General features: G+C 50.9%; 27 protein-coding genes. 14 read left to right on the forward strand and 13 right to left on the reverse strand.

All coding sequences use genetic code 11. The annotated features are described in order from the left end of the window. Position 1: 1 nt before the first annotated feature. From ACLPHM_RS06460 to ACLPHM_RS06505, 10 genes are all read left to right on the forward strand, one after another. Positions 2-658 carry an LPS-assembly lipoprotein LptE gene (locus tag ACLPHM_RS06460; protein ID WP_430220425.1) on the forward strand — a complete coding sequence of 219 codons (657 nt, stop codon included), beginning with the start codon at positions 2-4 and terminating at the stop codon, positions 656-658. Position 659: 1 nt separating this feature from the next. Continuing rightward, positions 660-1,724, forward strand: coding sequence for a DNA polymerase III subunit delta (holA, locus tag ACLPHM_RS06465; RefSeq protein ID WP_430220426.1), 1,065 nt, complete (start codon positions 660-662; stop codon positions 1,722-1,724). Between the two features lie 122 nt (positions 1,725-1,846). Then, the gene (locus ACLPHM_RS06470; RefSeq protein WP_430220758.1) at positions 1,847-3,085 is read left to right on the forward strand and encodes a glutamate-5-semialdehyde dehydrogenase; all 1,239 of its coding nucleotides are present in this window, start codon (positions 1,847-1,849) and stop codon (positions 3,083-3,085) included. Positions 3,086-3,097: 12 nt separating this feature from the next. Next, positions 3,098-3,514 (forward strand): CopD family protein, encoded by a 417-nt coding sequence (locus ACLPHM_RS06475; RefSeq protein WP_430220427.1) that lies wholly within the window; start codon positions 3,098-3,100, stop codon positions 3,512-3,514. Positions 3,515-3,523: 9 nt separating this feature from the next. Beyond that, complete coding sequence (locus ACLPHM_RS06480; protein ID WP_430220428.1) at positions 3,524-5,170, forward strand: THUMP domain-containing class I SAM-dependent RNA methyltransferase; 1,647 nt, start codon at positions 3,524-3,526, stop codon at positions 5,168-5,170. A 102-nt stretch (positions 5,171-5,272) separates the two neighbouring features. Beyond that, positions 5,273-5,407 carry a hypothetical protein gene (locus ACLPHM_RS06485; RefSeq protein WP_430220429.1) on the forward strand — a complete coding sequence of 45 codons (135 nt, stop codon included), beginning with the start codon at positions 5,273-5,275 and terminating at the stop codon, positions 5,405-5,407. Positions 5,408-5,516: 109 nt separating this feature from the next. Beyond that, entirely contained in the window at positions 5,517-6,056 is a 540-nt protein-coding gene (locus ACLPHM_RS06490) for an RDD family protein (RefSeq protein WP_430220430.1), read from the forward strand. Positions 6,057-6,099: 43 nt separating this feature from the next. Continuing rightward, positions 6,100-7,017 (forward strand): Hsp33 family molecular chaperone HslO, encoded by a 918-nt coding sequence (gene hslO / locus ACLPHM_RS06495; RefSeq protein ID WP_430220431.1) that lies wholly within the window; start codon positions 6,100-6,102, stop codon positions 7,015-7,017. A 1-nt stretch (position 7,018) separates the two neighbouring features. Next, positions 7,019-7,399 (forward strand): diacylglycerol kinase, encoded by a 381-nt coding sequence (locus ACLPHM_RS06500; protein ID WP_430220432.1) that lies wholly within the window; start codon positions 7,019-7,021, stop codon positions 7,397-7,399. A gap of 160 nt (positions 7,400-7,559) precedes the next feature. Then, a complete protein-coding gene (locus tag ACLPHM_RS06505; protein WP_430220433.1) occupies positions 7,560-8,420 on the forward strand; it encodes a hypothetical protein in 861 nt (286 codons plus the stop codon). Here ACLPHM_RS06505 and ftsB read toward each other — a convergent pair. From ftsB to ACLPHM_RS06535, 6 genes are all read right to left on the reverse strand, one after another. Further along, positions 8,417-8,701: a cell division protein FtsB gene (ftsB, locus tag ACLPHM_RS06510; RefSeq protein ID WP_430220434.1), complete on the reverse strand. Its 285-nt coding sequence runs from the start codon at positions 8,699-8,701 to the stop codon at positions 8,417-8,419. The two genes, ACLPHM_RS06505 and ftsB, sit on opposite strands and share 4 nt — an antisense overlap. A gap of 50 nt (positions 8,702-8,751) precedes the next feature. Beyond that, the gene (gene eno / locus ACLPHM_RS06515; RefSeq protein WP_430220435.1) at positions 8,752-10,038 is read right to left on the reverse strand and encodes a phosphopyruvate hydratase; all 1,287 of its coding nucleotides are present in this window, start codon (positions 10,036-10,038) and stop codon (positions 8,752-8,754) included. Between the two features lie 198 nt (positions 10,039-10,236). Then, positions 10,237-10,521, reverse strand: coding sequence for a DUF1330 domain-containing protein (locus tag ACLPHM_RS06520; protein ID WP_430220436.1), 285 nt, complete (start codon positions 10,519-10,521; stop codon positions 10,237-10,239). Positions 10,522-10,530: 9 nt separating this feature from the next. Further along, the gene (gene kdsA, locus ACLPHM_RS06525) at positions 10,531-11,388 is read right to left on the reverse strand and encodes a 3-deoxy-8-phosphooctulonate synthase (protein WP_430220437.1); all 858 of its coding nucleotides are present in this window, start codon (positions 11,386-11,388) and stop codon (positions 10,531-10,533) included. 90 nt (positions 11,389-11,478) lie between these two features. Next, a complete protein-coding gene (locus ACLPHM_RS06530) occupies positions 11,479-13,116 on the reverse strand; it encodes a CTP synthase (RefSeq protein WP_430220438.1) in 1,638 nt (545 codons plus the stop codon). Between the two features lie 101 nt (positions 13,117-13,217). After that, complete coding sequence (locus ACLPHM_RS06535) at positions 13,218-15,023, reverse strand: M24 family metallopeptidase (RefSeq protein ID WP_430220439.1); 1,806 nt, start codon at positions 15,021-15,023, stop codon at positions 13,218-13,220. A gap of 226 nt (positions 15,024-15,249) precedes the next feature. On the opposite strand from ACLPHM_RS06535, the gene ACLPHM_RS06540 reads away from it, so the two are divergent. Beyond that, positions 15,250-16,899: an electron transfer flavoprotein-ubiquinone oxidoreductase gene (locus ACLPHM_RS06540; protein WP_430220440.1), complete on the forward strand. Its 1,650-nt coding sequence runs from the start codon at positions 15,250-15,252 to the stop codon at positions 16,897-16,899. A gap of 133 nt (positions 16,900-17,032) precedes the next feature. Here the strand turns inward: ACLPHM_RS06540 and ACLPHM_RS06545 are convergent, their stop codons facing one another. The 4 genes from ACLPHM_RS06545 to ACLPHM_RS06560 all read right to left on the reverse strand — a co-directional run bounded on the left by ACLPHM_RS06545 (position 17,033) and on the right by ACLPHM_RS06560 (position 21,310). After that, a complete protein-coding gene (locus ACLPHM_RS06545; RefSeq protein ID WP_430220441.1) occupies positions 17,033-17,920 on the reverse strand; it encodes a DMT family transporter in 888 nt (295 codons plus the stop codon). 1 nt (position 17,921) lies between these two features. Further along, complete coding sequence (locus tag ACLPHM_RS06550) at positions 17,922-19,226, reverse strand: MFS transporter (RefSeq protein WP_430220442.1); 1,305 nt, start codon at positions 19,224-19,226, stop codon at positions 17,922-17,924. A gap of 101 nt (positions 19,227-19,327) precedes the next feature. Beyond that, positions 19,328-20,179 (reverse strand): S-formylglutathione hydrolase, encoded by an 852-nt coding sequence (gene fghA / locus ACLPHM_RS06555; protein ID WP_430220443.1) that lies wholly within the window; start codon positions 20,177-20,179, stop codon positions 19,328-19,330. Between the two features lie 24 nt (positions 20,180-20,203). Beyond that, complete coding sequence (locus ACLPHM_RS06560; RefSeq protein WP_430220759.1) at positions 20,204-21,310, reverse strand: S-(hydroxymethyl)glutathione dehydrogenase/class III alcohol dehydrogenase; 1,107 nt, start codon at positions 21,308-21,310, stop codon at positions 20,204-20,206. A gap of 272 nt (positions 21,311-21,582) precedes the next feature. Between ACLPHM_RS06560 and ACLPHM_RS06565 the strand changes: the two genes are divergently transcribed. Continuing rightward, positions 21,583-22,233, forward strand: a complete 651-nt coding sequence (locus ACLPHM_RS06565) for a C40 family peptidase (RefSeq protein ID WP_430220444.1) — start codon at positions 21,583-21,585, stop codon at positions 22,231-22,233. A 73-nt stretch (positions 22,234-22,306) separates the two neighbouring features. On the opposite strand, the gene ACLPHM_RS06570 is transcribed toward ACLPHM_RS06565, so the two are convergent. The 3 genes from ACLPHM_RS06570 to lptF all read right to left on the reverse strand — a co-directional run bounded on the left by ACLPHM_RS06570 (position 22,307) and on the right by lptF (position 24,960). Beyond that, the gene (locus ACLPHM_RS06570) at positions 22,307-22,639 is read right to left on the reverse strand and encodes a DUF2325 domain-containing protein (RefSeq protein ID WP_135862881.1); all 333 of its coding nucleotides are present in this window, start codon (positions 22,637-22,639) and stop codon (positions 22,307-22,309) included. Positions 22,640-22,818: 179 nt separating this feature from the next. After that, positions 22,819-23,766, reverse strand: coding sequence for a CysB family HTH-type transcriptional regulator (locus ACLPHM_RS06575; protein ID WP_430220445.1), 948 nt, complete (start codon positions 23,764-23,766; stop codon positions 22,819-22,821). 90 nt (positions 23,767-23,856) lie between these two features. Then, positions 23,857-24,960 carry an LPS export ABC transporter permease LptF gene (gene lptF, locus ACLPHM_RS06580; RefSeq protein WP_430220446.1) on the reverse strand — a complete coding sequence of 368 codons (1,104 nt, stop codon included), beginning with the start codon at positions 24,958-24,960 and terminating at the stop codon, positions 23,857-23,859. Between the two features lie 53 nt (positions 24,961-25,013). Here lptF and ACLPHM_RS06585 point away from each other — a divergent pair, with 53 nt between their 5' ends. Both ACLPHM_RS06585 and ACLPHM_RS06590 read left to right on the forward strand, forming a co-directional pair. Further along, entirely contained in the window at positions 25,014-26,516 is a 1,503-nt protein-coding gene (locus ACLPHM_RS06585) for a leucyl aminopeptidase (RefSeq protein ID WP_430220447.1), read from the forward strand. After that, positions 26,513-26,950, forward strand: coding sequence for a DNA polymerase III subunit chi (locus ACLPHM_RS06590; protein ID WP_135861721.1), 438 nt, complete (start codon positions 26,513-26,515; stop codon positions 26,948-26,950). The genes ACLPHM_RS06585 and ACLPHM_RS06590 overlap by 4 nt, the downstream gene beginning before the upstream one ends. Positions 26,951-26,955 lie beyond the last annotated feature (5 nt).

The raw sequence follows: 26,955 nt of genomic DNA on the forward strand, positions 1-26,955 counted from the left end.
CATGACAAACCTTCACTCCATGTCGTTTTTTTCTGCCAGACAACGCGTCCTCTGGGTGGGGGTTTGCTTAATGGCGGTCATGCTACTCAGCGCCTGCGGTTTTAAGCTGAAAGGCGCAACACCGCTACCGTTTCAGGTGATGTACACCAACATCCCCGAAAACTCGGCGTTTGGCTCTCAGCTTAGACGCGTACTGCAAGCCAACACACCCGGCTTGCAGTTCGTTAACGACCCCGCGCAAGCACAAGCGCAACTGATTCAGTTAAGCAACCAACGCCTCACGCGCGAACTGGCACTGGACCCTAACGGTCAAGTAGAGGAATACGAACTGACCGTCAGACTGCAATACCAGTTAAGCGATGCTAGCGGTCACTTGATTATTCCTCCCACCATCCTGCAAACCGTACGTGATATGCCGTACAACGCTGATGCCGTACAGGCTAAACAGGGTGAGATCGCTACGTTGTTTGCTAGCATGGAGCAATCGCTCATCGACCGGCTAGTACGTCGTTTAACCGCTCCCGATGTGGCTGAACGCTTCCGCAATCCGGACGATTTACCGTTGGCACCTGAGCTATTGGCTGACCCTAACCAGCCGCAGCAGTTGCCATCAGAAGAACTTCTGCTGAACAACATCCCAACCTCTGAGGTGTTCTAGTATGGGGCAGACGCTAGATGCTGAAGGCCTGCAGCGACTGCTGCAGGCACCAACAACGCCTTTAGCGCAATGCTTTGTACTCTGTGGCGATGAAATTCTGCTACAGGTAGAAAGCGCTGATACCATCCGTGCGCGTGCTCGCGAGCAAGGCTATGTAGAACGCCATCGCTTTGACATGGATGGTCGCAGCGACTGGGCTCCGGTATTTGCCACCACGCAAACCGTATCCTTATTTGGCGACAAGCAGCTGATAGAAATCAGCATCCCTACTGGCAAGCCCGGCAAGGCTGGCGGCGACGCCATACAAGAGCTCAGTACACAGTTAGCAAATCAGCAATTACCTGACTCGCTTTTTATCTTGCAACTTCCCCGTTTAGATCGTGCGACGCGTAATAGCAAATGGGCACAGTCTTTGGCTAACCAAGCTATCTGGGTAGATGTACCTCTGGTAGAGCGCCGCGCGCTACCTAACTGGATACAACAACGTCTAAAACGCCAACAGCAACACGCTGAACCTGAAGCGCTAGAGTGGCTGGCCGAAAAAGTGGAAGGCAACCTGTTAGCCGCCTTTCAAGAAATCGCCAAATTGGGGCTGTTATACCCTGAGGGGGCACTAAGTATTGAAAATGTGCAAACGGCGGTACTGAATGTGGCCCGTTACAACATTTTTGATTTACGTGACGCTATGCTTGCGGGGCAAGCCCAACGCGCACTCACTATTTTGCGTGGTCTGCAGGGCGAAGGCGAAGCGCTTCCCTTGGTGCTGTGGGCTGTAGGTGATGAAATACGATTACTGGCGCGCTTAGCCGCCATACAAGCCAGTGGTGGTGATGTCTCTGCGGCGATGCGAGCAAACCGTGTCTTTGGCCCTCGCGAACAACTGCTGCGCCAAACCTTACAACGTACACCGGCTCGCGCATGGCCACCCGCACTGAAACACGCTCACGAAATAGACAGGCTGATTAAAGGGTTAGCACCTGCCGATTTATTGGATGATGCATGGGAAGAAATGGCCCGCCTCACCCTGCGCATAGCCTTGGCCGGACAACGCGCCACACGCCCCTAACGCACACTGTCATACTACGATATAGTAACGAGTAGGCACCCGCCTAATCTTTAGTGAATCACACGTTTATGTCTGCCCATACCTCTACCTCTTCCGCTCAGCAGTCTACTCTGCAAGAGCACATGAACCTATTGGGGCAACAAGCCCGACTCGCAGCCCGTTTGATGCGCAGCGCTTCCGGTAGTGCCAAAGCCTTAGCCTTGCGCAGCATGGCCGACGCCATCCAAGAGCAAAAAGCCCAGCTACAAGCTGCTAATGCGTTGGATATAGCCGCCGCAGAAGAACGCGGTTTAGAGCCCGCTATGCTAGAGCGCTTAAAGCTGTCTGACCGCGCCTTGGAAATCATGGCCACAGGCTTACGTCAAATTGCTGACATGCCAGACCCCGTAGGCACGGTAGGCCCTAGCACCACACGCCCTAACGGCATGCAGGTAGCACAAATGCGTGTACCACTAGGTGTGATTGGCATCATTTACGAGTCGCGCCCTAACGTCACGATAGATGCAGCGGCACTGTGCTTGAAATCAGGTAATGCCACCATCTTGCGTGGCGGTAGCGAAGCCTTCCACTCTAATGTGGCATTAGGCAAAATCATTCGTCACGGCCTAGATGTGGCCGGCCTGCCTGCTGATGCCGTGCAAGTGGTAGACACCACAGACCGCGCTGCGGTAGGCATGATGGTGCGCCTTACCGACTACATTGATGTGATTGTTCCTCGTGGTGGCAAGGGCCTGATTCAACGTCTTAACGAAGAAGCCAAAGTACCTCTGATCAAGCACTTAGATGGTAATTGTCACCTGTACCTAGACAAAGCCGCTGATCCTGCTAAAGCATTACCTATAGTCATCAACGCCAAAACCTACCGTTATGGCATTTGTGGCACCACAGAAACCTTGTTGGTACACAATGATGTCGCACCAGCCCTGCTCCCCGATATCGCTAAAGCATTAGCTGATAAAGGCGTAGAGCTACGCGGTTGCGAACGCACCTGTGCTCTTATTAGCCAAGCCATCCCAGCCACCGAAGATGACTGGGAAACCGAGTTCTTGGCCCCCATCCTGGCGATACGCATTGTAGATTCGCTAGACGAAGCTATGGAACACATCAACCGCTACAGTTCCGAGCACACTGAATCCATCGTCACTGAAGATCTGCATGCGGCACGTCGCTTCCAACGCGAAGTCGACTCCAGCTCCGTTTATGTGAATTTACCCACCTGCTTTGCGGATGGTTTTGAATATGGTCTGGGTGCCGAGATTGGCATTTCCACCAACCGTTTGCATGCCCGTGGCCCCGTAGGTCTAGAAGGCCTGACCACACAAAAATGGGTACTCATGGGAGATGGCCAGCTTCGTGGCTAAACGCGCATGTTAATGCTCTGGACTAAAGTTTTTCATATTCTTTTTGTGATGTCCTGGTTTGCAGGGCTGTTTTATCTGCCCCGCATTTATGTGAACCTTGCACAATCACAAGAGCCCGCCGCTACTGCTGTGCTGTTGGGCATGGCTAAACGTTTATACCGTTTCATGTTCCCGCTGGCCGTGTTAACCATTGCCACCGGTCTTGTACTGTTTCTGTATTACGGCATAGGCACTGGCCAAGGTTGGATTCATGCCAAGCTGCTGTTAGTTGCCATACTGGTGATCTACCATTTCTGGTGTGGACGACTGTTGCAACACTTTCAAGCGGGTACTAACCGTCATTCGCACGTGTACTACCGCTGGTTCAACGAAATCCCTGTACTGCTATTGTTGCTCGTGCTGATACTCGTTGTGCTAAAACCTTTTTGATCTTCCTACATGTCAGAACAAGACAAACCTAAAAAAACGCTGTCACTCAAGAAAACCGTTACGGCTGACGTTGACCCTGCTGCGCCCCCAAAACTGCGTAGCGGCGCACGCGCCAAAGTGGCCTTGAACAGACTGCGTCAACAAGCTGCTGATGCGCCTGCTCAAGAAGAGCCTACACGCCCAGCATCGCGCTCCGCCGCAAGCAAACGCCCTACTGGTCGTCCTAATAGCGGCCCGCAAGGTGACAGGGACCGTTCAGACCGCCCTCGTCGTCCTGCAGCAACCGGTGAACAACGAGATCGCTTTGAGCGTCCCAATCGTCGCCCTACTGAGGGAGCATCCTTCAGCCGCCATGATCGCAACGAAGAACGCCCTCAACGACGATCCGCTGCTTACGATGCCCCAGCACGTACACGCAATGATGATGAGCGCCCTGCTAGACGTGCAAGCTCGCGTGATGAGACTCCTCGTTCTAGCGGTGGTTTCCGACGCAAACCAGAGTCCGGTTTCTCTACTACTCAACAATTTCCTGTGTTTGCCCCTTGCCCACAAGGCATGGAAGAAGTATTAGAAGCCGAGTTGCAAGCCTTGGGCTATGAGAATGCCAAAATGGGTAAAGGTGGCTGTCATTTCACCACCGACTGGCAAGGCGTACTCAAAGCCAACTTGTATTCCCGTATCGCCACGCGCATCCTGATACAGCTGGCCAAAGCCCCTGTACATAACGAAGACGATATTTATGCCTTGGCTCACGCTACACCTTGGGAACAATGGTTTGGGCCTGATGACACCTTGCGCGTAGACACCTCCGCCATTCGCAGCCCTATGCAAAGCTTGCAGTTCTGCAACTTGCGCACCAAAGATGCCATTTGCGACCGCTTACGTGAGCGCGAAGGCGCACGCCCCAGCATTGATACCGTACGCCCAGACGCTAAAGTACATCTATTTTTAGATGCCACCAGCGCTACGCTGTACTTGGATACCAGCGGCGAGTCTTTATTCAAACGCGGCTGGCGCCACAACAAAGGTGAAGCACCTTTACGTGAAAACTTGGCTGCTGGCCTGTTAGCACTGTCAGATTGGGACCCTTCTGCCCCATTGATGGACCCATTCTGCGGTAGCGGTACTATCTTGATTGAAGCCGCCTGGATTGCCTTAGGAGCGCCTCCCGGCATCTGGCGTCCTTTCCATTTTGAGCGTCTGCGCATACACGATGACCGTATGTGGCGTGATCTTAAAGAAGAGGCGCGCTCGCGCATTGCCCCTAAACTGGAAGCCCCACTGGTAGGTTACGACCTAGACCCAGCGGTTATTGATGCAGCCAAACGCAACTTAGAACGCGCCCACCTTACCCCCGATACCGTACGTTTCGAGGTAGGTAACGCATTAGAAGCCCTACCTATAGCCGAAGAAGGCTGGCTGATCAGCAACCCCCCTTACGGTGAACGTTTAGAAGGCAACCAAGAAGCCTTCTGGCGTGATTGGTCCGCCTGGTTGAAACAGCATTATGCTGGCTGGAACATCAACGTCATCACGAGTGACCTCACTCTACCCAACCAAATGCGCCTCAAGCCAAAACGCCGTATTCCTCTGTATAACGGCTCGCTGGAGTGCCGCTTGTTCTCGTTTGAAATGGTGGCAGCAGGGTATCGGTAACAAAGCATAGCGGTTGTACAACAACTGCTCTCATAAGACTTGAGCGAAGTTAAGGGTTAACCCTATAATAGGGTTAACCCTTAACCAACTGTGAGTACTATCATGACTCATTACAACGCTCAAGCCGCTATGTCCGACGAACTGGAACGCCAACTGCTAAACGATGCAATGGCAGAGCAAATGCGTTTTCGCCCATTGTTGGCATTGAAAAACCTGTTCCGCTTCTTCTTCAAGTAATCAGAACACGGATGTTTGGGTGACAGTAAATTGCTATTGTCACCGTACTCCCTTTAGTGCCATATTTGCGGGATAATAGTGTTTTACGCTTATTAGGTTACACCGTGTAATGGCCTCCTCAGCAGTACCCGTTTCGCTTCCTGTTCCTAGCCGTCGCCGTCTCTTTGCCTCCATGATGTATGAAAGCATTTTGCTTTTTGGCATCGTTTTTTTGGTTGGCTTAATCTTTGACTACGCGACCAAGAGCTATCACGCTCTGTATTTGCGACATAGTCGGCAATTCCTCATATTCCTCGCTATTGGCCTCTATTTCATGTTGGCATGGCGTCGTGCGGGCCAGACCCTCCCCATGAAAACATGGTATATCAGACTGGAAACCAAACAAGGTACCAAACCTGGCTATGTACAGTTGCTGCTACGCTACCTGCTGATGTGGCCCATTCCTTTGGCCTGTGCACTCTTTGTACAGTATTTGTCCACGCTAACCGGTTACGCCTCCACAGATCTTCTTATTGTTGCCGCTCCTTTCAGCATTTTTGTATGGAGTTGGTTCGACAAAGACGGGCTTTTCATGCATGACCGCCTAGCCGGCACACGGTTGGTAGACCTGCAAGCCAGGATCACCCAACAACAAGCCCAGACAGCCTAATCTCACACGCATTCACCTGCTTTACCCCATTCTGAGCACTTTAATGAACGACGAGTTAAAAAAATATCTATTTGCCGACCGTAGCACCCGAGTACAAACTGTCTATGTAGAAGAAGCCTGGAAAACAGGCATGGAACACCAAGACCTACCCGTTGCGGTACGTACGCTGCTAGGCGAACTGACCGCTGCTGCCATTTTGCTGGCTAGCAACCTTAAGTTCGACGGCTCGTTAGTCCTGCAAGTTCAAGGGGATGGTCCTGTAGCGTTGCTGGTTGTTGAATGCACAGACGAACTGAACATCCGTGCTACTGCCTCATTGCGTGAAGATGCGGTCATTACCGATCAAGCCACCATGCAAGATCTGATCAACCAAACAGGCCAAGGGCGTTTTATTGTGGTGCTGGACCCGTCCGCCCACAACCCGCACATGCAGCCCTATCAAGGTATAGTGCCGCTGACTGGCGAAAGCATCGCTCAAGCGCTGGAAGACTACATGCTGCACTCAGAGCAGCTAGACACACGCATTTGGCTAAATGCATCCGACCATCGCTTAGTAGGCCTATTGCTACAAAAGCTGCCAGGTCAAGGTGGTACACCTGCTGAAGCCAATGTAGAACAAAGCTGGGAACGCGCCCAACACTTGGCTGCCACGATACAACCCGAAGAATTACGCGACTTACATCCACAAACTCTGATTCATAGACTGTTCTGGGAAGAAGAACTACTAGAACTAGAAGGGCTGTCCATACAATGGCATTGCCCCTGCTCCAGAGAAAAAGTCGCCAATATGCTGCACATGCTTGGCAAAGCAGAAGTCGAAGACATACTGCGTGAACGTGACGTAGTGGAGATCTCTTGCAACTTCTGTGGCAAACCCTACCAGTTCGATCCAGTAGATTGCGCCAGCCTTTTCATTGATAATCCAGACAGCTTACAGTCTGGCGATAACACTCTGCATTAACATGAATTCTCCTTATAAAAGCAGCGGTGGATTGCAACGCGTATTCAAAGCCTTTATGTATTCCATACAAGGTTTGCGCGCTGCCGTTCAATATGAAGCCGCCTTCAGGCAAGAGTTGGTCTTAGCCATCATCTTGCTACCCACAGCATTTTTCTTGGGCCGCAACGTCACCGAAGTATTCCTTCTGTGTGCCTGCGTGGTCATCGTATTGGTAGTTGAACTAATCAACAGTGCCATCGAAGCCCTGGCCGACAGCATTAGTCTTGAGCAAAACCCCTTATTGGGCCGCGCCAAAGACTTAGGCAGCGCAGCCGTACTATTAAGCCTCATCCTTACTGCCGCATGGTGGTTATATGTGGTGTGTGACCGTTTCTTTTTCTAAGCAGTATTAGCCAAGGCTAAAACTCACCCTCGCATCACCCGGCTATGATCGTTGCAGGAATACTGAATAGGCGTTTGTCTATTTCACTATTCCTGCCATGACTCCCCTACTTTCCCCATCGAGCAAACAGTCTGGCGCCAGCAGCGTAGAGTTCCTGCTTATGGCAACGGTAATCTGCACCCTGTTAGTCCTTAGCTATGACGCCACCCGTGCATGGATGCTGCGTCAGGTATTGCTGCTGTCCCTACAAGAAAGCGCCAGAGTAGGTGTGACGCTCAACCTGCAACCTACAGCCATGCAATCCCAGTTTGATCGCACCGCAAGCGCCTGGTGGGGCTCTGAAGCACGTCAACAGCACTATTACAAACGATTCTCATCACGCTATGGATTTGACGCGTGGCGACTGTGGCAGCTATCTCCTAGTGACCATGACTTTGCCCAGCATGAAGACAAAACGCTGACCCGGCGCAGCACAACGGGTTACAAGCACATTAGTGTGCGGCATCAGTTGGTACAACACATCAATAACAAGGGGCGTCATACTCAACAAAGCATCTTTGCGGCCAATACACTGCACGCCCAACTCATCTTTTGGTATGAACCTTCTTTAGCGTTTAGCCGCGCTCTGGTACGTCTGTTGTGGCCGACTGACCCCAACCCCTATCTACAACAAGGAAAGACGCAAGGACTAGTGCCTATACGCCTGCATATCAGTTTACCCATGCAAAGCCACCCCATTCAGTGGCCTTTATCTCAACACAGCGCCATACAGCGTGTCAGCAACGCAGCAATAGGTTCGCTCGCATGGCATCCAGAACTGCCGCGTAGCTTTATGACTGGTGAGCACCAAAACACCCCGCCCACACCGGGAAAAGAAACAGGAGCAGAAACGCACCCCTCTACACCCTCATCACCTGAACCCACCATAGATGAGCCCACGCTCACGCCTTCCGTGCCTGAGGAATCCGGTGATTTACTATCAGAAGAAAAAGCCTGTGAAGGCGCAGCGTGCTGCTATTAAGGCGTATTGTCTGGTGGCAGGATTTGCACGTAGATTTCATTATTGTGCAGCAAACCCAGCTCTGACCTGGCACGCTCTTCAATCGCTTGCGTACCACTTTTAAGATCTTGAACTTCGGCCAATAGCGCATTGTTACGCGCTTGTAGTGCAGCATTAATTTCTTGCTGCTCTTCTAATCTGGCCTGCATATCATGCACCCGCTCCCAACCACTCTTACCAAACCACAACGCATATTGCGTAACGAGGTTCAGCACAATCAGAATAAGCAGAAGCAGGCGCATGGGTGTTTCCTATAAGGGGAATGAGAGTGTACCTCATCCCCTTGTGGCGCTTAACGCAAGTTGTAGAAAGCGCTACGACCTGGGTAGGAAGCCACATCAGCCAGTTCTTCTTCGATACGCAGCAACTGGTTGTACTTAGCCATACGATCGGAACGAGACAAGGAGCCTGTTTTGATCTGCATAGCGTTAGTGGCTACAGCGATATCGGCAATGGTGGAGTCTTCGGTTTCACCGGAACGATGAGAGATCACCGCTGTGTAACCATGACGTTTTGCCATTTCGATAGCGGCAAACGTTTCTGTCAGTGTACCGATCTGGTTGATTTTGATCAGGATGGAGTTAGCCACGCCCAGATCAATACCTTCTTTCAGAATTTTGGTGTTGGTCACGAATAGATCATCACCTACCAACTGTACTTTTTTGCCCAGTTGGTTAGTCAAGATTTTCCAACCCTCCCAATCGTCTTCAGCCATACCATCTTCGATAGAGATGATGGGGTACTTGTCGCACCAGCTTTCTAGCAGGTCAACGAACTCTTGTGCTGTCAACGACACGCCGCCTTCGCCTGCCAGATGGTATTTACCATCACGGAAGAACTCAGAGCTTGCGCAGTCCAGACCCAAAGCGATTTGTGAACCAGCTTCGTAGCCAGCATCGTTGATCGCTTGCAGAATCATTTGGATAGCCGCTTCGTGGTTAGCAACGTTAGGGGCAAAACCACCTTCGTCGCCCACCGCTGTGGACATACCTTGTTTGTCGATGATTTTTTTCAGTGCGTGAAATACTTCAGCACCCATACGCAGCGCATCACGGAAACTACGAGCACCTATAGGCAGAATCATGAATTCTTGCATATCCAAGGTGTTGTTAGCGTGTGCACCACCGTTGATCACGTTCATCATCGGTACAGGCATTTGCATTGGGCCGCTACCACCGAAGTAACGGTACAAGGACAAACCTGAATCGTCTGCAGCAGCACGTGCTACAGCCATACTGGCTGCCAACATGGCGTTAGCGCCCAAACGGCTTTTATCTTCAGTGCCATCCAAATCGATCAGAGTACGGTCGATGAATGTTTGCTCTTGCGCATCCAAACCGATCAACGCTTCGGAAATCTCTGTATTCAGGTTTTCAACAGCGCGCAATACGCCTTTACCCAAGTAACGGCTAGCATCGCCATCACGCAGCTCCAGAGCTTCACGCGCACCAGTAGAGGCGCCTGATGGTACGGAGGCACGCCCCATAGCACCAGATTCTAGTAATACGTCACATTCAACGGTTGGGTTGCCACGTGAATCCAGAATTTCACGGCCGATAATATCTACGATAGCACTCATGTTTTGACAGTCCTGCTTTGGTGTTAGCGATAACGCTGATAAAAACGAACCGGACCTGTTGCTGTTGCCACAAATCCGGCAAGAATGTTCATGCTCAGTAATAAGAATTATAAAGTACCTGACTCACCAATCTCTTTATGGTGTGTATGTATTAAAAGTACCTACCCTGTCAGATTCTTTCATCTTATAGTGGGATGGTTACACCCCTTGCACCACATACATAGTCATGTGTGCGGCGCTTTCCCGGGCCTGGCGAGCTGCCAAGTACTCGGGCGAGTTATAGAAAGCTTCAGCAGCTTCCATCGTTTCAAACTCAATGATTACTGTACGCGTAGGGGTGTTGCCTTCCAAGGCCAGAGTTTCCCCACCTCGCGCCAGCAACTTTACGTTATGCGTTGTCATCGCATGCGTAGAAAGCTGCTTGTAAACGTTGTACTGCTCCGGATCTGTTACATCCACATTGGCAATAATATAAGCTGCCATGTTGTCTCCTTACTTCCAGTTGGCTTCCAACAAGCCACCTTCCTGCTTCACGATCTGGTCAATTTCTTTAAGGCTACGCAACAACGCTGGCATTAAATGCAAGGGCACAGCATTAGGGCCATCCGACAGCGCTTTACTTGGATCAGGATGTGTTTCCATAAACAACCCTGACACCCCAACCGCTACTGCCGCACGAGCCAGCACAGGCACAAACTCGCTCTGGCCACCCGATTTACTGCCTTGCCCACCGGGCAACTGTACCGAGTGCGTTGCATCAAACACTACCGGACACGCTGTTTCACGCATGATCGCTAATGAACGCATATCAGACACTAGGTTGTTATACCCAAATGATGCCCCGCGCTCACACACCATAATGGTGTCACCATCACCACCCACTTCTCGGGCAGCCGCGCGCGCTTTTTCTACCACATGCACCATGTCATGCGGTGCCAAAAACTGGCCTTTTTTGATATTGACTGGCTTTAAGGTCGCTGCACAGGCTTGAATAAAGTCTGTTTGGCGGCACAAAAATGCAGGCGTTTGCAGCACATCCACAATGGCGGCCACATCGTCCACTTGCTCTTTATCGTGTACATCGGTCAGTACAGGCACGCCGTAGTGCGCACGTACATCCGCCAGAATCTGCAAACCTTCTTGCATACCTGGGCCACGAAACGAACTGCCGGAGCTGCGGTTCGCTTTATCAAACGAACTTTTATAAATGAATGGAATCCCCAGCTCATCTGTGATTTCTTTCAGCACACCGGCTGTATCAAACGCCATTTGACGTGACTCAATCACACATGGACCAGCGATCAGGAAGAAAGGCCTATTGAGACCAACCTGAAAACCACATAATTCCATAGCAGCTCCTGATAAACAAAACTTGACTCACTAGACGTAGTCCAGTGACGTCTGTTAGCCCGCCATGCAAGCTAACAGACACCTACCACCTTAGCGTGAATTTGCCAAAGCAGCCTTAACATAACTGATGAACAGCGGGTGACCATCGCGTGGTGTAGAGGTGAACTCTGGGTGGAACTGCACACCCATGAACCATGGATGCGTCGGGATTTCCATGATTTCAGGCAGGTTCTCAGTAGGAGTACGTGCACTGATCACCAAACCAGCCTCTTCCAGTCTAGGCACATAAGCGTTATTCACCTCAAAGCGGTGACGGTGACGCTCGTTAACCTCTGGGCCGTAGATGCTCGCAGCACGAGTACCCTCTTTCACTGGGCAACGCTGTGCGCCTTTACGCATCGTGCCACCCAAGTCATCTTCTTGACTACGGTGCTCTACTTTGCCATCACGATCTTGCCATTCGGTGATCAATGCCACTACTGGGTGTGCTGCGGAAGGATCGAACTCTGTACTGTTCGCACCACCCAAACCAGCCACATGACGAGCAAACTCGATCACGGCCAATTGCATACCCAAACAAATACCCAAGTAAGGCACCTTGTTTTCACGGGCATAACGGATTGCCGTAATTTTGCCTTCTGTACCACGCTTACCGAAACCACCAGGTACCAGAATGGCGCTCAGGCCTTCCAAGCACGCTGTGCCATCACGCTCGATGTCTTCGGAATCGATGTACTGAATTTTAACTTTGGTACGTGTGTGTATACCGGCGTGAATCAACGCCTCGCTTAGCGATTTGTAGGACTCTGTCAGCTCCACATACTTACCTACCATACCGATGGTAATTTCGTGCTCTGGGTGCTCCAACGCATCAACCAAGTTATCCCACATGGTCAAATCGGCTGGTGGTGGAGAAATTGCCAACGCATCACATACCAACTGATCCAGACCTTGCTTATGCAACATAGCTGGAATCTTGTAGATGGAAGTGGCATCCCATACGGAGATCACGGCATCCAATGGCACATTGGAGAACATGGAGATCTTGGCACGCTCATCATCTGGAATTTCGCGATCAGCACGACACAACAAAGCGTTAGGGAACAAACCAATTTCACGCAGCTTTTGTACAGAATGCTGTGTAGGTTTGGTTTTCAGTTCGCCTGCAGATTTGATGAATGGCACCAATGTCAGGTGCACCAATGCAGTGTGGTTACGTCCCAGACGCAAGCCCATTTGACGCACAGCTTCCAAGAACGGCAAGGATTCAATATCCCCTACAGTGCCGCCAATTTCAACAATCGCCACATCAGCCTCACCGTTGTAGGCCGCTTTGGCGCCACGCATGATGAAGTCTTGAATTTCATTAGTGATATGAGGAATAACCTGAACGGTTTTACCCAGGTAATCGCCACGACGCTCTTTGCGCAGAACGGATTCATAGATCTTACCGGTGGTGAAGTTATTCACCTTACGCATTTTGGTAGAGATGAATCGTTCGTAGTGTCCTAAGTCCAGATCAGTTTCCGCACCGTCTTCGGTCACGAAGACTTCGCCGTGCTGGAAAGGGCTCATGGTGCCTGGGTCCACGTTGATATAAGGATCCAGCTTGAGCATGGTGACACGCAAACCGCGAGATTCGAGTAACGCGGCCAGTGATGCCGCTGCAATGCCTTTACCCAGAGAGGAGACTACCCCCCCTGTTACAAATACATATTTGGTGGTCATTTCGATAGACGCCTGAGGGTTAGATCAGGCAGTAGCGGGAAATTTGGATTATAACGGCAACCATGGGTCAATTGAAACAAACTGACCCGGCTGCACCTGTTTTACAACAAGGCTTGCGTCTGCTGTTGCAGCCACTCTAAAGCCTCGCCTTGCAAGAGCGGAGACAGGCGTTCACGTACCTCATCGTGGTACGTATTTAGCCACTGCACTTCCTCTTGCGTTAATAAAGAACGTTCGATACAACGCGTATCAATGGGGCATAGCGTTAGGGTCTCAAAACGCAAGAAATCGCCAAACTCTGTGCTGAGCGCTGGCTGCGCTACCACCAAGTTTTCGATACGAATACCCCACTGCCCTGCCCTATATAAACCGGGCTCGTTGGAGGTCACCATGCCCTGCTGCATGGCTACTGGTTTCGCCGGCCTACCACGCCATGAAATGGATTGAGGGCCTTCGTGTACGTTCAAGAAATAGCCTACGCCATGCCCTGTTCCGTGCCCGAACTCCAGCCCCTCACGCCACAACGGCAGTCGAGCCAAAACATCCAGCTGTTGACCAGTTAGCCCCGTAGGAAATACCGCCTGAGACAACTGAATCATGCCTTTCAGCACAAGGGTGAAATCCCGTTTTTCGGCGGCATTAATCTGGCCCACTGGCACCACGCGTGTGATATCCGTAGTACCGCCCCAATACTGACCACCAGAGTCTATCAGCAACAAGCCATCACCTTGAATCCACGCATAGCTTTTCTCTGTGGCTTGGTAATGGGGCATAGCACCATTTGGGCCAAATGCCGCAATAGTACCAAAGCTTGGACTGACAAAACCTGGCTTCGCCGCACGTCTGGCCGTTAGTTCTACGTCCACCTCAATTTCAGATACGGGACGCTCACGCACGGTGCGCTCAAACCATGCAAAAAACTCGCACAATGCCGCACCGTCTTGCTCCATGGCGTCACGTATATGAGCAATCGCTTGTTCGCCTTTAATGGCCTTCAAACTTTGCGATGGGTTCAACGCTTGCAGCCACTGGGCTTGCGGTGCAGCCAACAACGTACCTACAGTGACGCGCTGAGGGTCTACCAAGATAGCAATGTCGTCAGGCAGGTGCGCCAAATCATCAGCCACTTGGGCGTAATCACGCAGCTCAATACCATCTGCACGTAATGCCTTAACCAATGCTGGTGGTACTTTTCCTGCGGCCACATACAAAATAGCACGATCAGCATCTAGCCAGAAATGCGCTAAAAACACCGGGTTGTACGGCACATCACCACCGCGCAAATTCAGCAGCCACGCAATGTCATCCAAACTGGAAATCAAATGGCCATCTACCGCCAAGGCCTGCATCTGCTCACGCACTTGCTGCAACTTCTGGGTACGTGATTCAATCGCATACTCCAACGCATGTTCATACACAGGCGCATGGGGCAATGCGGGGCGCTCAGCCCACATTTGTCCCGGTAAGTCCAACGAGGTTTCTAGACGCAAACCGCTGTCATGAATACGGCTCCAGCTATCAAAACTCTGCATAGACAACACATTGCCGTCTATCGCAACTACATCACCTTCTGCCAAGTGCGCTTCCACCCATGGCAGTGGGTCCAACACACCGGTATCACCTTGGCGCATGAGTGCTATGCCTGAATCACGCAGATCACTCTCGGCTTGCACCCAGTAGCGGCTGTCAGTCCAAAGACCTGCAAAATCTTGGGTGACGAGCAAACTGCCTGCAGAACCGCCAAAACCACTCAGCCACGCTCGTGCTTGCCAATGTTCTGGCAAATACTCGGACAGATGGGGATCAGCAGAAGGGATAAAACATGCCTGCACAGCTGCCTGCTGCATCACGGCACGTAGCGCCTGAATACGGTCACTAATAGAGTGGGAAGCCTTGAGTTTATTCATTTTCCTGACAATCTTGTGCGCTCTGGTAACGAAGTAATGTATACGTTACGCTTAAACCAACAGTATAGCGTTCTAAAACAAACTGTTTGACGATTCTGAAGTTGCTTTTAGACCCGCAAACGGCTGCCTACCCTATAATTGGCAGCATCCTAATATTTTTGTTGCATCGCCGCGTACTTTGCTACGAACGTTGCAACACCATACCTATATCCGGAGGACCTCTTACATGTCTGAACGCGAATCGATGGAATACGATGTGGTCATCGTAGGCGGCGGGCCTGCTGGCCTAGCCACTGCTATCCGCATCAAACAACGTGCCGCCACAGCCAACCAAGACATCAGCGTTTGCGTGTTGGAAAAAGGTGCTGAGATTGGTGCTCACATCCTATCCGGCGCGGTGATGGACCCTCAAGCCCTGACTGAGCTGATTCCAGACTGGAAAGACAAAGGTGCACCCTTAAATATAGAAGTCAACGCAGATAAGTTTGTTTTTTTGGATGAAAAAGGCGCCAAAGAAACCCCCATGTGGATGCTGCCTGACTGTTTTAAAAACCACGGCAACTACATCGTACGACTGGGTGATGTCACCAAATGGTTGGGCGAACAAGCCGAAGCACTGGGCGTGGATATTTTCCCCGGCTTTGCCGCTGCCACCCTGCTTTACACCGAAGATGGTTCAGCCGTTCGTGGCGTCATCACCGGCGATATGGGTGTAGCCCGCGATGGCACACACACCGCGCATTACCAACCCGGTATGGAACTGCTGGCGAAATACACCATTTTCGCAGAAGGTTCTCGTGGTCACCTAGGCCGTCAACTCATCGAGAAATACAAACTTGATGAAGGCAAAAACGCCCAAAGCTACGGTATTGGCATTAAAGAAATGTGGGAAGTTGATCCTTCCCAATCCCAACCCGGCTTGGTAATGCACTTGGCTGGCTGGCCACTGGATTCCGACACTTATGGCGGCGCTTTCTTGTACCACTTGGATAACAATATCGTTGTCGTAGGGTTGGTCGTGGGCTTGGATTACGCTAACCCATGGTTGTCGCCATTTGAAGAGTTCCAACGCTTCAAAACTCACCCATACGTACGCTCTACCTTTGAAGGCGGCAAACGTTTGGCCTACGGCGCTCGCGCCTTGACTGCTGGCGGCCTGCTGTCCTTGCCTAAACTGGTATTCCCCGGTGGCGCACTGGTTGGCTGTGAGGCCGGTTTCTTGAATGCGTCACGCATCAAAGGAAGCCACGCTGCAATCAAATCTGGCATGATGGCCGCTGATGCCATCGTTGACGCTCTGAGCAACAACCGCGAGTACGACGAGCTTAGTGCTTATCCTGCGGCCTTTGAAGACTCTTGGTTGCACGCTGAACTGAACAAAGCTCGTAACTTTAAGCTGTGGTTCAAAAAAGGCCGCACGATGGGTACGTTGATGACAGGTATAGAGCAGTTGGTACTGAAAGGTAAGATGCCTTGGTCACTGCGTAACACCAAACCTGATCATGCATTCCTGCAACCTGCCGCATCGTGTCAGCGTATCGAGTACCCTAAACCAGATGGCAAACTCACCTTTGACCGCCTAAGCTCCGTCTTTATCTCTAACACCAACCACGAGGAAGACGAGCCTATTCACCTGACCCTTAAAGATGCCGCGATTCCAGTCAAACTGAATCTGGCCACCTACGCTGGTCCAGAAGCCCGCTACTGCCCAGCTGGTGTATACGAGTTCATCAAAGGTGACTCAGGCGAAGACCAACTACAAATCAATGCACAAAACTGCGTGCACTGTAAAACCTGTGATATTAAAGACCCTTCCCAAAACATCGTTTGGGTACCACCTCAAGGTGGTGAAGGGCCTGTTTATAACGGGATGTAAGACCTTATTGTCCTAGACGGCTGTACTACGCGACTACGACAAACACTCAGGGGGCGGTGAGAGTAGATTATTTATATCTACCTTCACCGCCCCCTGTTTTATCAGCCATCACCACACAGCCATAACGGCATCGCTAAGCGCTACGCTTTTTACGCCTCGGTAGGTTAATCACCACCAACCCTGTTATCACCAAGACCACACCCAGCTTCGTTAAGGTATCGGGTACTTCGCCCAAAATTGCCCACGCCAACAAAATCGCTAGCACGGGCACACCTAAACTAGACATGCCCGCAACGGTCGCTGATACACGCTGGATCACACTTAGCCATAGCAACCAGCCTACTCCCGAGGCCAACGCCCCCATGTACAGCAAACCTATCACGAGCTCAGGGCCAACCACCCACGGCTGTTGTGGTACGAGCAGCCCCATAGGGATAGTAATCAACGCCCCCATCAGCAACTGCCACACCGTCAGGTTAATAATGTTGGGCTGATGTTTCTCAAACATCACTTTGGACCATACCGCACCGATCCCCCAGCATGCACCTGCTAACAACGCCAACAGCGAGCTTGCCATACCACCCATGCCCTGCCACGGCTTTAACACCATCAACAACCCCACCAAGCCAAAACCTAGCGCGATGAGATACTTGGCATCGGGTTTGTTACCCATGATGCGCCATGAGAAAAACACCACCCAAAATGGCATGGTGTAAGCCAGCAGCACCACCTGTCCTGCACCGCCACTCATCAGCGCAAACTGAGCCAACACTTGGAACCCTACCGTTTGCATCACGGCTATACCAAAGCACAGCCAAAAGGGTGGCATGCTAAAAGGAATACGCCGCCAATACTGCACCGCAAATAAAAAGAAAAATGCGATGACATAACGCGTAGCCACCAAATCAATGGGACCGATGAGTTTGGTCATGGATTTCATCACAATCCAACTCACCCCCCACAGCACTATCGTTAGCCCCATCAACAATAGGGCATTACGGCTTGACTCACTTTGTTCCAACCTAGTCTCCTGTATGCGCGGCTTGTCGCACACCACGCACAAAATCTACTTGTCTCAACCACATCAACGCAACAATAAAAAACAATCCTGTAAACAGCAATGCCAAGCGTTGATTACCTTGGCTTACCCACGCCACAATGCCATACGACAAAGGCCCTACTACCGCTGCCAACTGCACTGCAAAGCTCCACAGTGCATAGAACTCACCTTGCCTACCCGGTGGGGTTAAACCACCCACCATCGCCCTGCCCGCGCTTTGGCTACTCCCTATACATACGCCGGCCAGTGCTGCCGCTATCCAAAACCCCGTCACCGAGGTAGTCACACTGGCTACCACCACCATCACCAACCACCCAAACAACGTGAGTGTCAGCGCTATTTTGTGCCCAATCGCATCTTGTACTGAACCGAAAGTCAGCGCACCAATGGCTGCCGCAATGTTGACTGTAAAAATCAACATCATGGTCTGCCCCATGTTAAAGCCCATAACCTGCGTGGCATACACCGACGATAAGGTGATCACTACTGAAATACCTGCTTGATAGCAGGCACAACAACAAAGCAATCGGTAGAGATCAGGAAAGTGCTCACGACTTTCTATATACGCTCGCCGTATGTGTGCAAACCAATTGTGTGATGCGATGGTTTCCGTTGCCGCTGCGGGCTCTTTTAACCACAGAAAAGCAGGTATGGCCGCCACACTAAACACAGCGGCTGTCAGCACCATCACCCACGGCACATACTGCGACGCTAGCCACCCTTTATCTTCGCCCATTACCACCACAAACAGCGATAACCCCAAGGTCAGCATGCCACCAAAATAGCCAAAACCCCAGCCCCAACCCGACACCCTACCCAGCGCCCCAGGCTTAGCAATGGTAGGCAAAAAAGACGCTACAACGGCTTCGCCTACGCAGTAACAATAGTTGGAGAGCACTAAAAACACCATTGCCCACCACAAGGCACCCGGCCCGGCCCCTGCCAAAAACAGCGTTCCCACCACGCACCCCACCGTGCTGGCGAACAATAAGAAACGTTTACGAGCCCGCCTATCTACCCAAGCGCCCAATGCAGGCATGCTCAGCATGATCAACAGATAAGACAGCGATAACGTGAGTGTCCACGCCAAAGTGCCCCATGCAGCACCCTCAGCCACTACCCCCACAAAATACGCACCAAATACGGAGGTCAATACAACGGTGGTGTAACCCGAGTTAGCAAAGTCATACATTGCCCATGCCCAGAACTCGCGCTTTCTCACCTGTGGCTGAAGGGTATGCGCCAAGCGCCCTGTGGTGTTTTGCATGCCTGCTCGTTGTATGTGAAGTAATAGGACTATATTGCCTGAAAACAGAACACCCTGTTGGCTACAGCATCGTGCCAACAGGGTGTTTAGCCTGCACAGAATCAGGTTAAGCGTTCAGCGTGAAAACGCAAATGATCATCCATAAAGGTGGCAATAAAATAATAGCCATGATCATAGCCAGCATGCCTACGCAAGGTCAGCGGCTGACCTGCTGCTTGGCACGCTGCTTCGAATGCTTCTGGGTACAGTTGCTCAGCCAGAAACTGGTCGCTTAAACCTTGATCTATTAAGATTCCGGCTGGGAAAGGTTGTTGCGACTGCCGCATCAACGCCGACGCATCATGCTGCTCCCATGTTGCACGGTCATCACCTAAATAACCGCTAAAGGCTTTATGCCCCCACGGGCACTTAGTGGGTGCAGCAATAGGAGCAAAAGCAGATACGCTACGGTATTTCTCTGGATGACGCAGTGCCAATACCAATGCCCCATGCCCCCCCATAGAGTGACCAAAAATGCCTACCTTTTTAGCATCACCCGATAACTGCGTTGTAACGATAGTAAATAACTCGTCAGCCACATAGCTTTCCATACGGTAATGCGTAGACCAGGGTGCTTGCGTGGCATCCACATAGAAACCAGCACCCGTGCCGAAATCCCAATGATCGGCCTCGCCAGGTACTTCTGCCCCACGAGGGCTAGTATCCGGCGTAACCAACATCACGCCCAACTGTGCAGCCAAGCGCTGGGCCGCACCTTTGATCATGAAGGTTTCTTCTGTGCACGTTAACCCGGCCAGATAAAACAGCACCGGTACTTTGCCCTGTTTGGCTTGTGGCGGCTCAAACACCGAGAACCGCATAGGTAGCCCAATTGCTTGGGATGCATGTTTATAAAAGCGTTGCACTCCGTCAAAACAACGGTGCTCGCTAATTACTTCAAGCTCTACCGACATAAGGCCATACCCTCCAACTACAAATTAGTACACCACTACTGAGCGAATAGACTCACCACGCTTCATTAAATCGAAGCCCTCGTTGATTTGATCCAACGACAACTTATGCGTGATCAGGTCATCAATATTCAGCTTACCTTCCATGTACCAATCTACCAGTTTAGGTACATCAGTACGACCACGAGCACCACCAAACGCCGAGCCTTTCCATACGCGGCCTGTAACTAGCTGGAATGGACGCGTAGAGATTTCTGCACCAGCTTCCGCCACACCAATAATGATGGACTGGCCCCAACCACGGTGGCAGCACTCTAAGGCTTGACGCATAACTTTGGTGTTACCTATACACTCGAATGAGTAATCGGCACCGCCATCGGTCAATTGGATAATATGATCCACAACGTTTTCTACTTCACTAGGATTAATGAAGTGGGTCATGCCGAACTGTCTAGCCATGGCTTCACGCTCAGGGTTCAGATCTACACCGATGATCTTATCGGCACCTACCATTTTGGCACCCTGAATCACGTTCAGACCAATACCGCCCAAACCAAACACCACCACATTGGCACCGGCTTCTACATTGGCTGTAAACAAGACCGCCCCGACGCCCGTCGTGACACCACAACCTATGTAGCAAACTTTATCAAAAGGTGCGTCAGGACGAATTTTTGCCAATGCAATCTCAGGCACCACAATGTGGTTTGCAAAGGTGGACGTCCCCATGTAGTGGAAAATAGGTTTGCCATCAATAGAGAAACGCGATGTGCTGTCTGGCATCAAGCCTTTACCTTGTGTAGCACGAATGGCTGTACACAAGTTTGTTTTGCGGGACAGACAGGATTTGCACTGACGACACTCAGGGGTATAGAGCGGCACAACGTGATCACCGGCTTTCAGCGACGTCACGCCAGGACCTGTTTCCAACACTACGCCTGCACCTTCATGCCCCAAAATCGCAGGGAACAACCCCTCTGGATCAGCACCCGATAACGTGTAGTAATCCGTATGACAAATACCGGTAGCTTTAATTTCTACCAATACCTCGCCTGCCTTAGGACCTTGCAGGGTGACTTCTTCTATAGTTAGTGGCTCCCCCGCCTTCCAGGCTACGGCTGCGCGTGTTTTCATCATTTTTTCAACTCCAATGTAATGCTAGTGTCAGCTGTTCAGGCAGTCTATTCTGCCCCTGCCTTGAGCACAAGCCCTATAGCCAGCCTGTCAAAAAGGCTTTTTGCTGCGCATTGTCAACGCACTGAAATTTTTATTACGTAATATCTCATTACTAACTGATCTCAGACTACGGTTTACTCGCCCCTAATCTTTGGCTAAACTCTTTTTTCGTTGCTTGTTCAATTTGCTGCACCCCACCAATTGCGGTAAGCCATAACAATACAGCCATCATGTCTACTAAAAAAAATAGCTACTCTCAAATTCGCTCACTGCTCCCTAATCGTGTACTTGGCGCTGCTGCTGTAGGCGCTATGGTATTACTGAGCGGATGTGCAACCCAACAAACCACCTCTAATGATCAAGCCAGTCTAGACGAGCTATTCGTTAGTCTGAGCGCGACGGATAACCAACGTTACCGTACGCAATCTGATCCGCTAGGTGCCTACCTCAAGAATCGAGCGCAAAGCGATATTTATCTAGCTGAACGCCAAGAGCAACCTAGCACAAGTGATTTTGCTGAAGCGGCTCTAGATTTTCTAGGTACTAAATATCGTTATGGTGGTTCGGTTCCTGAAACCGGTTTTGATTGCAGTGGCTTGGTGGGCTACGCCGCTGAAAAATCGCTAGGGCTGAAACTACCTCGACAGTCGGTTGAAATCGCCAAAGAAGGCGAATCAGTACGCCGCAGTGAACTACAAAAAGGCGACTTAGTCTTTTTCAACACACGCGGTACACGCTTCTCTCATGTGGGCATTTACATCGGCAACAATAAATTTGTGCATGCACCCCGTACCGGTGCAGTGGTTCGTGTAGAAGATATGAGTGTTTCGTACTGGACTAAGCGTTATAACGGCGCTCGCCGTCTTACTGCCAGTAACTAACCTGTGTTAGCGCACTAAAAAGCCAGCTCGATTGAGCTGGCTTTTTTGTTTCCGGAGCAAACGTTGTCAGGACTTAGTGCGTCTTCCCACTGTATGGGCATGACTCACAAAAGCCGCCCTGCGTGAGTGCCAACTTCATGCTACATACTGAGCGCCTACAAGCAACGACTTTTACGCCAGAGCGCTGTGCAGCAGCCCTGAAAGTCTTCATGACGTTGTGGCCCAAGAAGTCAGTCAGAAGAATCAGCAACTCAGTGCCTGAAGGCAGTTGCAAAGTCTTTTTTTGATGAGAGGGGTCTCTACCACTTATATGTTGTTTAATCTTGATATTGTGCAGGTTGAGCAGGTCTGGAATGTTCCCTAACCTATCTGCTCCTACCACCACGGCTGTTACCTGATTAGACATGCTTACTCCTTAAAATTGAAAACATGATAAACGATAATCATTATCATTAAGATTGTCAATCTTGAGTATGTAAGAACCGTTACACACTGCCATTATTTTGCTATATACATATAAAAAAACCCCTGGTGTATACACATCAGGGGTTTATCGTACGCAGTCTCATCGCAAAAAGCTCACTCTTACACGGAGCTTTCGCCATCCAAAGCATCTTGCACGACATCACGTGTTAGCGCTGGCGCTAGCATCTCTAGCAGCACATACACATAATCACGCAAGAAAGACCCTGCCTTCACCGCTACACGCGTTTGGTGCTTGCCAAACAAGTGTCCTGCCGACAAACCAACCAACCCTTTGTCACGGCGCGGGTCAAATGCAACGCCAGCGATAATCCCAATACCTAACCCCACATCCACGTAAGTTTTGATCACGTCGGCGTCCAACGCTTCCAACACGATATCAGGGGTGAGGTTTTCATTGGCAAACGCCTCATCGATAGAACGTCTACCCGAGAACGCATGGTCATAGGTCACGATAGGGTATTTAGCCAGCAACTGCAGATTCAAATTCTTAGAGGCTGGTGTGGGAAGCTCAGCCAACTCATGCTCTGGGCTAACAACAATCGTGTGCTCCCACTCGTATACCGGCAATGCCACCAAACCAGGCGTTTTAGACAAGGTCTCCGTCGCTATCGCCACATCCGCTTGTTCGTGTAACACCATGGATGCCAAGTGCGCTGGGCTACCTTCTGCCAACGACAAATGCACCTTAGGAAAGCGTTTTCTGAAAGCAGGAATCACTTTGGGCAGCAAATAACGCGCTTGGGCGTGGGTACATGCAATCACCAACGTACCTTCGTCATCACGGGCAAAGTCATCACTGACTTTTTTCAGATTATCCACTTCGAGCATGATGCGCTCGATGATTTTGGCGACGTCCGCACCTGGGCGAGTAAGCCCCTTAATACGTTTGCCATGTCGTTCGAAAATTTTGATGCCCAGTTCATCTTCAAGCTCAATAATAGCTTTGGAGACACCTGGTTGTGAGGTATAGAGTGAACGAGCCGCTTCAGTCAAATTGTACTGACGGCGTATTGTCTCCCGCACAAATCGGAATTGTTGAAGATTCATAGTAAGCCCCTGTTGTTAGCTTATTATATGGAATAAGGAAGGGGCTTAATATTAATTATAGTTATATACTTAGAGTGTAGAACTAGAAGCCTACGACTGCTTCGGGCGCTTAATACGCATTTTTTGCCAGAACAAAAATACCGCCAAAAGGCTAAACGCACCGTGCACTAATAGCGTCCCCACTGGAAAGCTCAAGGCACCGCTCGCAATCCAGCCGCGCGACAAGTTAATCAAGTTCATATAGAGCAACGCCAACAAACCCGCAATCAAGATATTGCCGGAACGCCCCAGACGCGGGTTCACCGCCCCCAAGGGGATTGCTAACAACGCCAAATTTAAAGCAGCCAGAGGCAAGGCCGAGCGCCACATCACTTGCGATCGCGCCCTATTCGTATCGTCACCGAGCAACTGCGTGGTAGGACGTGCCTTAATTTGCTGCTCGGCACGAGCACGTATCTGCTCACTACTAGTACCTTGTTCGTCACGGTTTTCTAGCCGTACACCGTAATTCTCAAACTCGGTAATGCGGAACCACGGCGTTTTGGGCTTCATGTCATAACGGTAGCCTTCATTCAACACCAAGAAGCGGTCACCATTATCTTCATTTTGTACGTGTGCACTTTTAGCCGTAATGACACTAAACCACTGCGGATCAATCACGCGGGCGACGACCTTACCTAATTCCTCACCCTCACCTAACGGCTCTTCCGTAAAGAACACACGGGCACCGTCTTCCACTTCAATAAACTCACCGGGAGACACTTTACTTAGGTCAGAGCGCAGCTCAAAACGTTGGCGGTATTCAGATATTTGCAGGTAGGCCCATGGGGATGCAAAAAATGTCAGTACCGCAATGAGCAGTGCAATAGGAATCGCACAGGACAGCACCGGGCTAATCCAGCTACGCAATGACAGCCCACTGGCAAACCACACCACCATCTCAGATTCTCTGAAACAGCGCGTGATGGTTGTGAGTACGGCAATGAATAACGAGACCGACAAAATCACCGGCAACGCCGTGATGGAAGAGAACAGCGCCATGCCCAGCACCACGTCGGCACCAATACTGCCACCAGCCGCCTCGCCTACTAGCCTAACCAGCAGTACACTAAGCCATACCACTAGCAAAGTGGATAGCACGACACCTGCGTGGCTCAGGATTTCGGATATAGAACTACGTTTGAACAAAAACATGGGACAATAAGCAGGTTAATGCGACAACAGGCCTGTACTCATAGGAAAATCGTATGGAATTTAGCACACAAAGTTCAGCTTCTTTACATCAGATCAAAACTTCAGCCTTAGCGATAGGTGTATTTACCAATCAGGTTCTTACCCCCGCTGCGGACATTATTGATCGCGCCTCTAATGGTGCCATCCGTAAAGTCCTCAAAAGCGAGTTTAGCGCAAAGTCTGGCTCACACTTGGTATTGCGCAATCTAGAAGGCATCAAAGCCGAGCGTATCGTACTGATTGGCCTGGGTGATCAAGAGAAATACCAAGCTGCACAGCATAAAACCGCTGAAAGCACATTTGCCCAGTACTGCATCCAAGCAAAACTGAGTGAAGCTGTATCCACACTAGCCGGAGTAGACTGCAACGGCACCACACTGCGTCAACGCAGCAGCGGTGCAGCACAAGCTGTTCTGGCCGCCAGCTACCGTTTTGATGCCACATTGAGCACCAAAGCAGAAGCTCTGAAACTTACCAAATACCTACAGTGGGTACCTCGCACGCTGGTTAGCGAATCCAAAGCAGGTTTGGAAGAAGGCACCGCCATCGGTAAAGGGGTTAATTTTACCCGTTTGCTGGCAGATCTGCCTCCCAATATCTGCACTCCTACCTATTTAGCTGAACAAGCCAAGCAATTAGGCAAAACCTACCCTTCACTTAAAGTGGAAGTGCTACAACGCAAACAGATGGAAGCGTTGAAAATGGGCTCTTTCCTTTCCGTGGCTAAAGGCTCTGTAGAACCACCAGTCTTTATCATCATCAAACACAAACCTGCCAAAAAAGCAGCCGCTGAATCTGCTCCACTGGTATTGGTAGGTAAAGGTCTGACGTTTGATGCAGGTGGTATTTCGCTGAAACCTGCTGCCAACATGGACGAAATGAAGTACGACATGGGTGGTGCAGCCAGCGTTATGGGCAGCATGATGGCCGTGGCTGAGTTGAACGTGGATCACGAAGTGATTGGCGTGATCGCCTCGTGCGAAAACATGCCTAGTGGCGCAGCCAACAAACCTGGCGATGTAGTCACCAGCATGGCGGGTAAAACCATCGAAATCCTGAACACCGACGCGGAAGGTCGTTTGGTATTGTGCGATGCCCTTACCTACGTTGAACGCTTCAAACCTGCTGCAGTAGTCGATATCGCTACGCTGACAGGTGCTTGCGTTGTGGCACTGGGTCACATCAACAGTGGTTTGTTCAGCCCAGACGACAGCTTGGCCGAAGAACTGCTCAACGCTGCTAAACAAAGTGGTGACAGCGCATGGCGTATGCCTTTGGATGAACGCTACCAAGAGCAGCTGAAATCCAACTTTGCAGACATCGCCAACATTGGTGGCCCTGCTGCAGGTTCCGTCACAGCTGCATGCTTCTTGCAACGCTTTACCTCAGCCTACCCATGGGCTCACCTGGATGTGGCCGGTACAGCATGGCGCAGCGGCAAAGATAAAGGCGCTACAGGCCGTCCTGTACCTCTGTTGGTACAGTTTGTGCTGGATCGTTGCCAACAGGCCAAATGATTCGCGTAGATTTCGCCTTTGATGCCAGAGACAGGCTACGCACTGCTTGCGATGTGATTCGCAAGCACTATGTGCGTGGCCGACGAGTCATCGTTTATCTCAACGATGACCGTGCTCTGGCACGCTTTGAACACTTGCTGTGGGGTTTTGAGCCCACGGCGTTTATCCCGCATGTGCGAGCAGAAGACCCACTAGCTAGTACCACGCCGGTGATACTCTGCCACACAGACCCCGACCCTTCGCTTAGTCAGGCTGGTAGTGAACCGGCATGGCTGATCAACCTTGCAGCCACCTGCCCACCTAACAGTGAGCAATTCACCCGTATTCTTGAAATTGTGTCCGATGAACACAAAGATAAAGAAGCCGCACGGAACCGTTGGCGCTGGTACCAATCTAAAGGTTATGACCTGCATGCACACAGCTTGCAACGCTAAAAATC

The sequence above is a fragment of the Paenalcaligenes sp. Me131 genome, from assembly GCF_050487225.1.
GTDB lineage: Bacteria > Pseudomonadota > Gammaproteobacteria > Burkholderiales > Burkholderiaceae_B > Paenalcaligenes.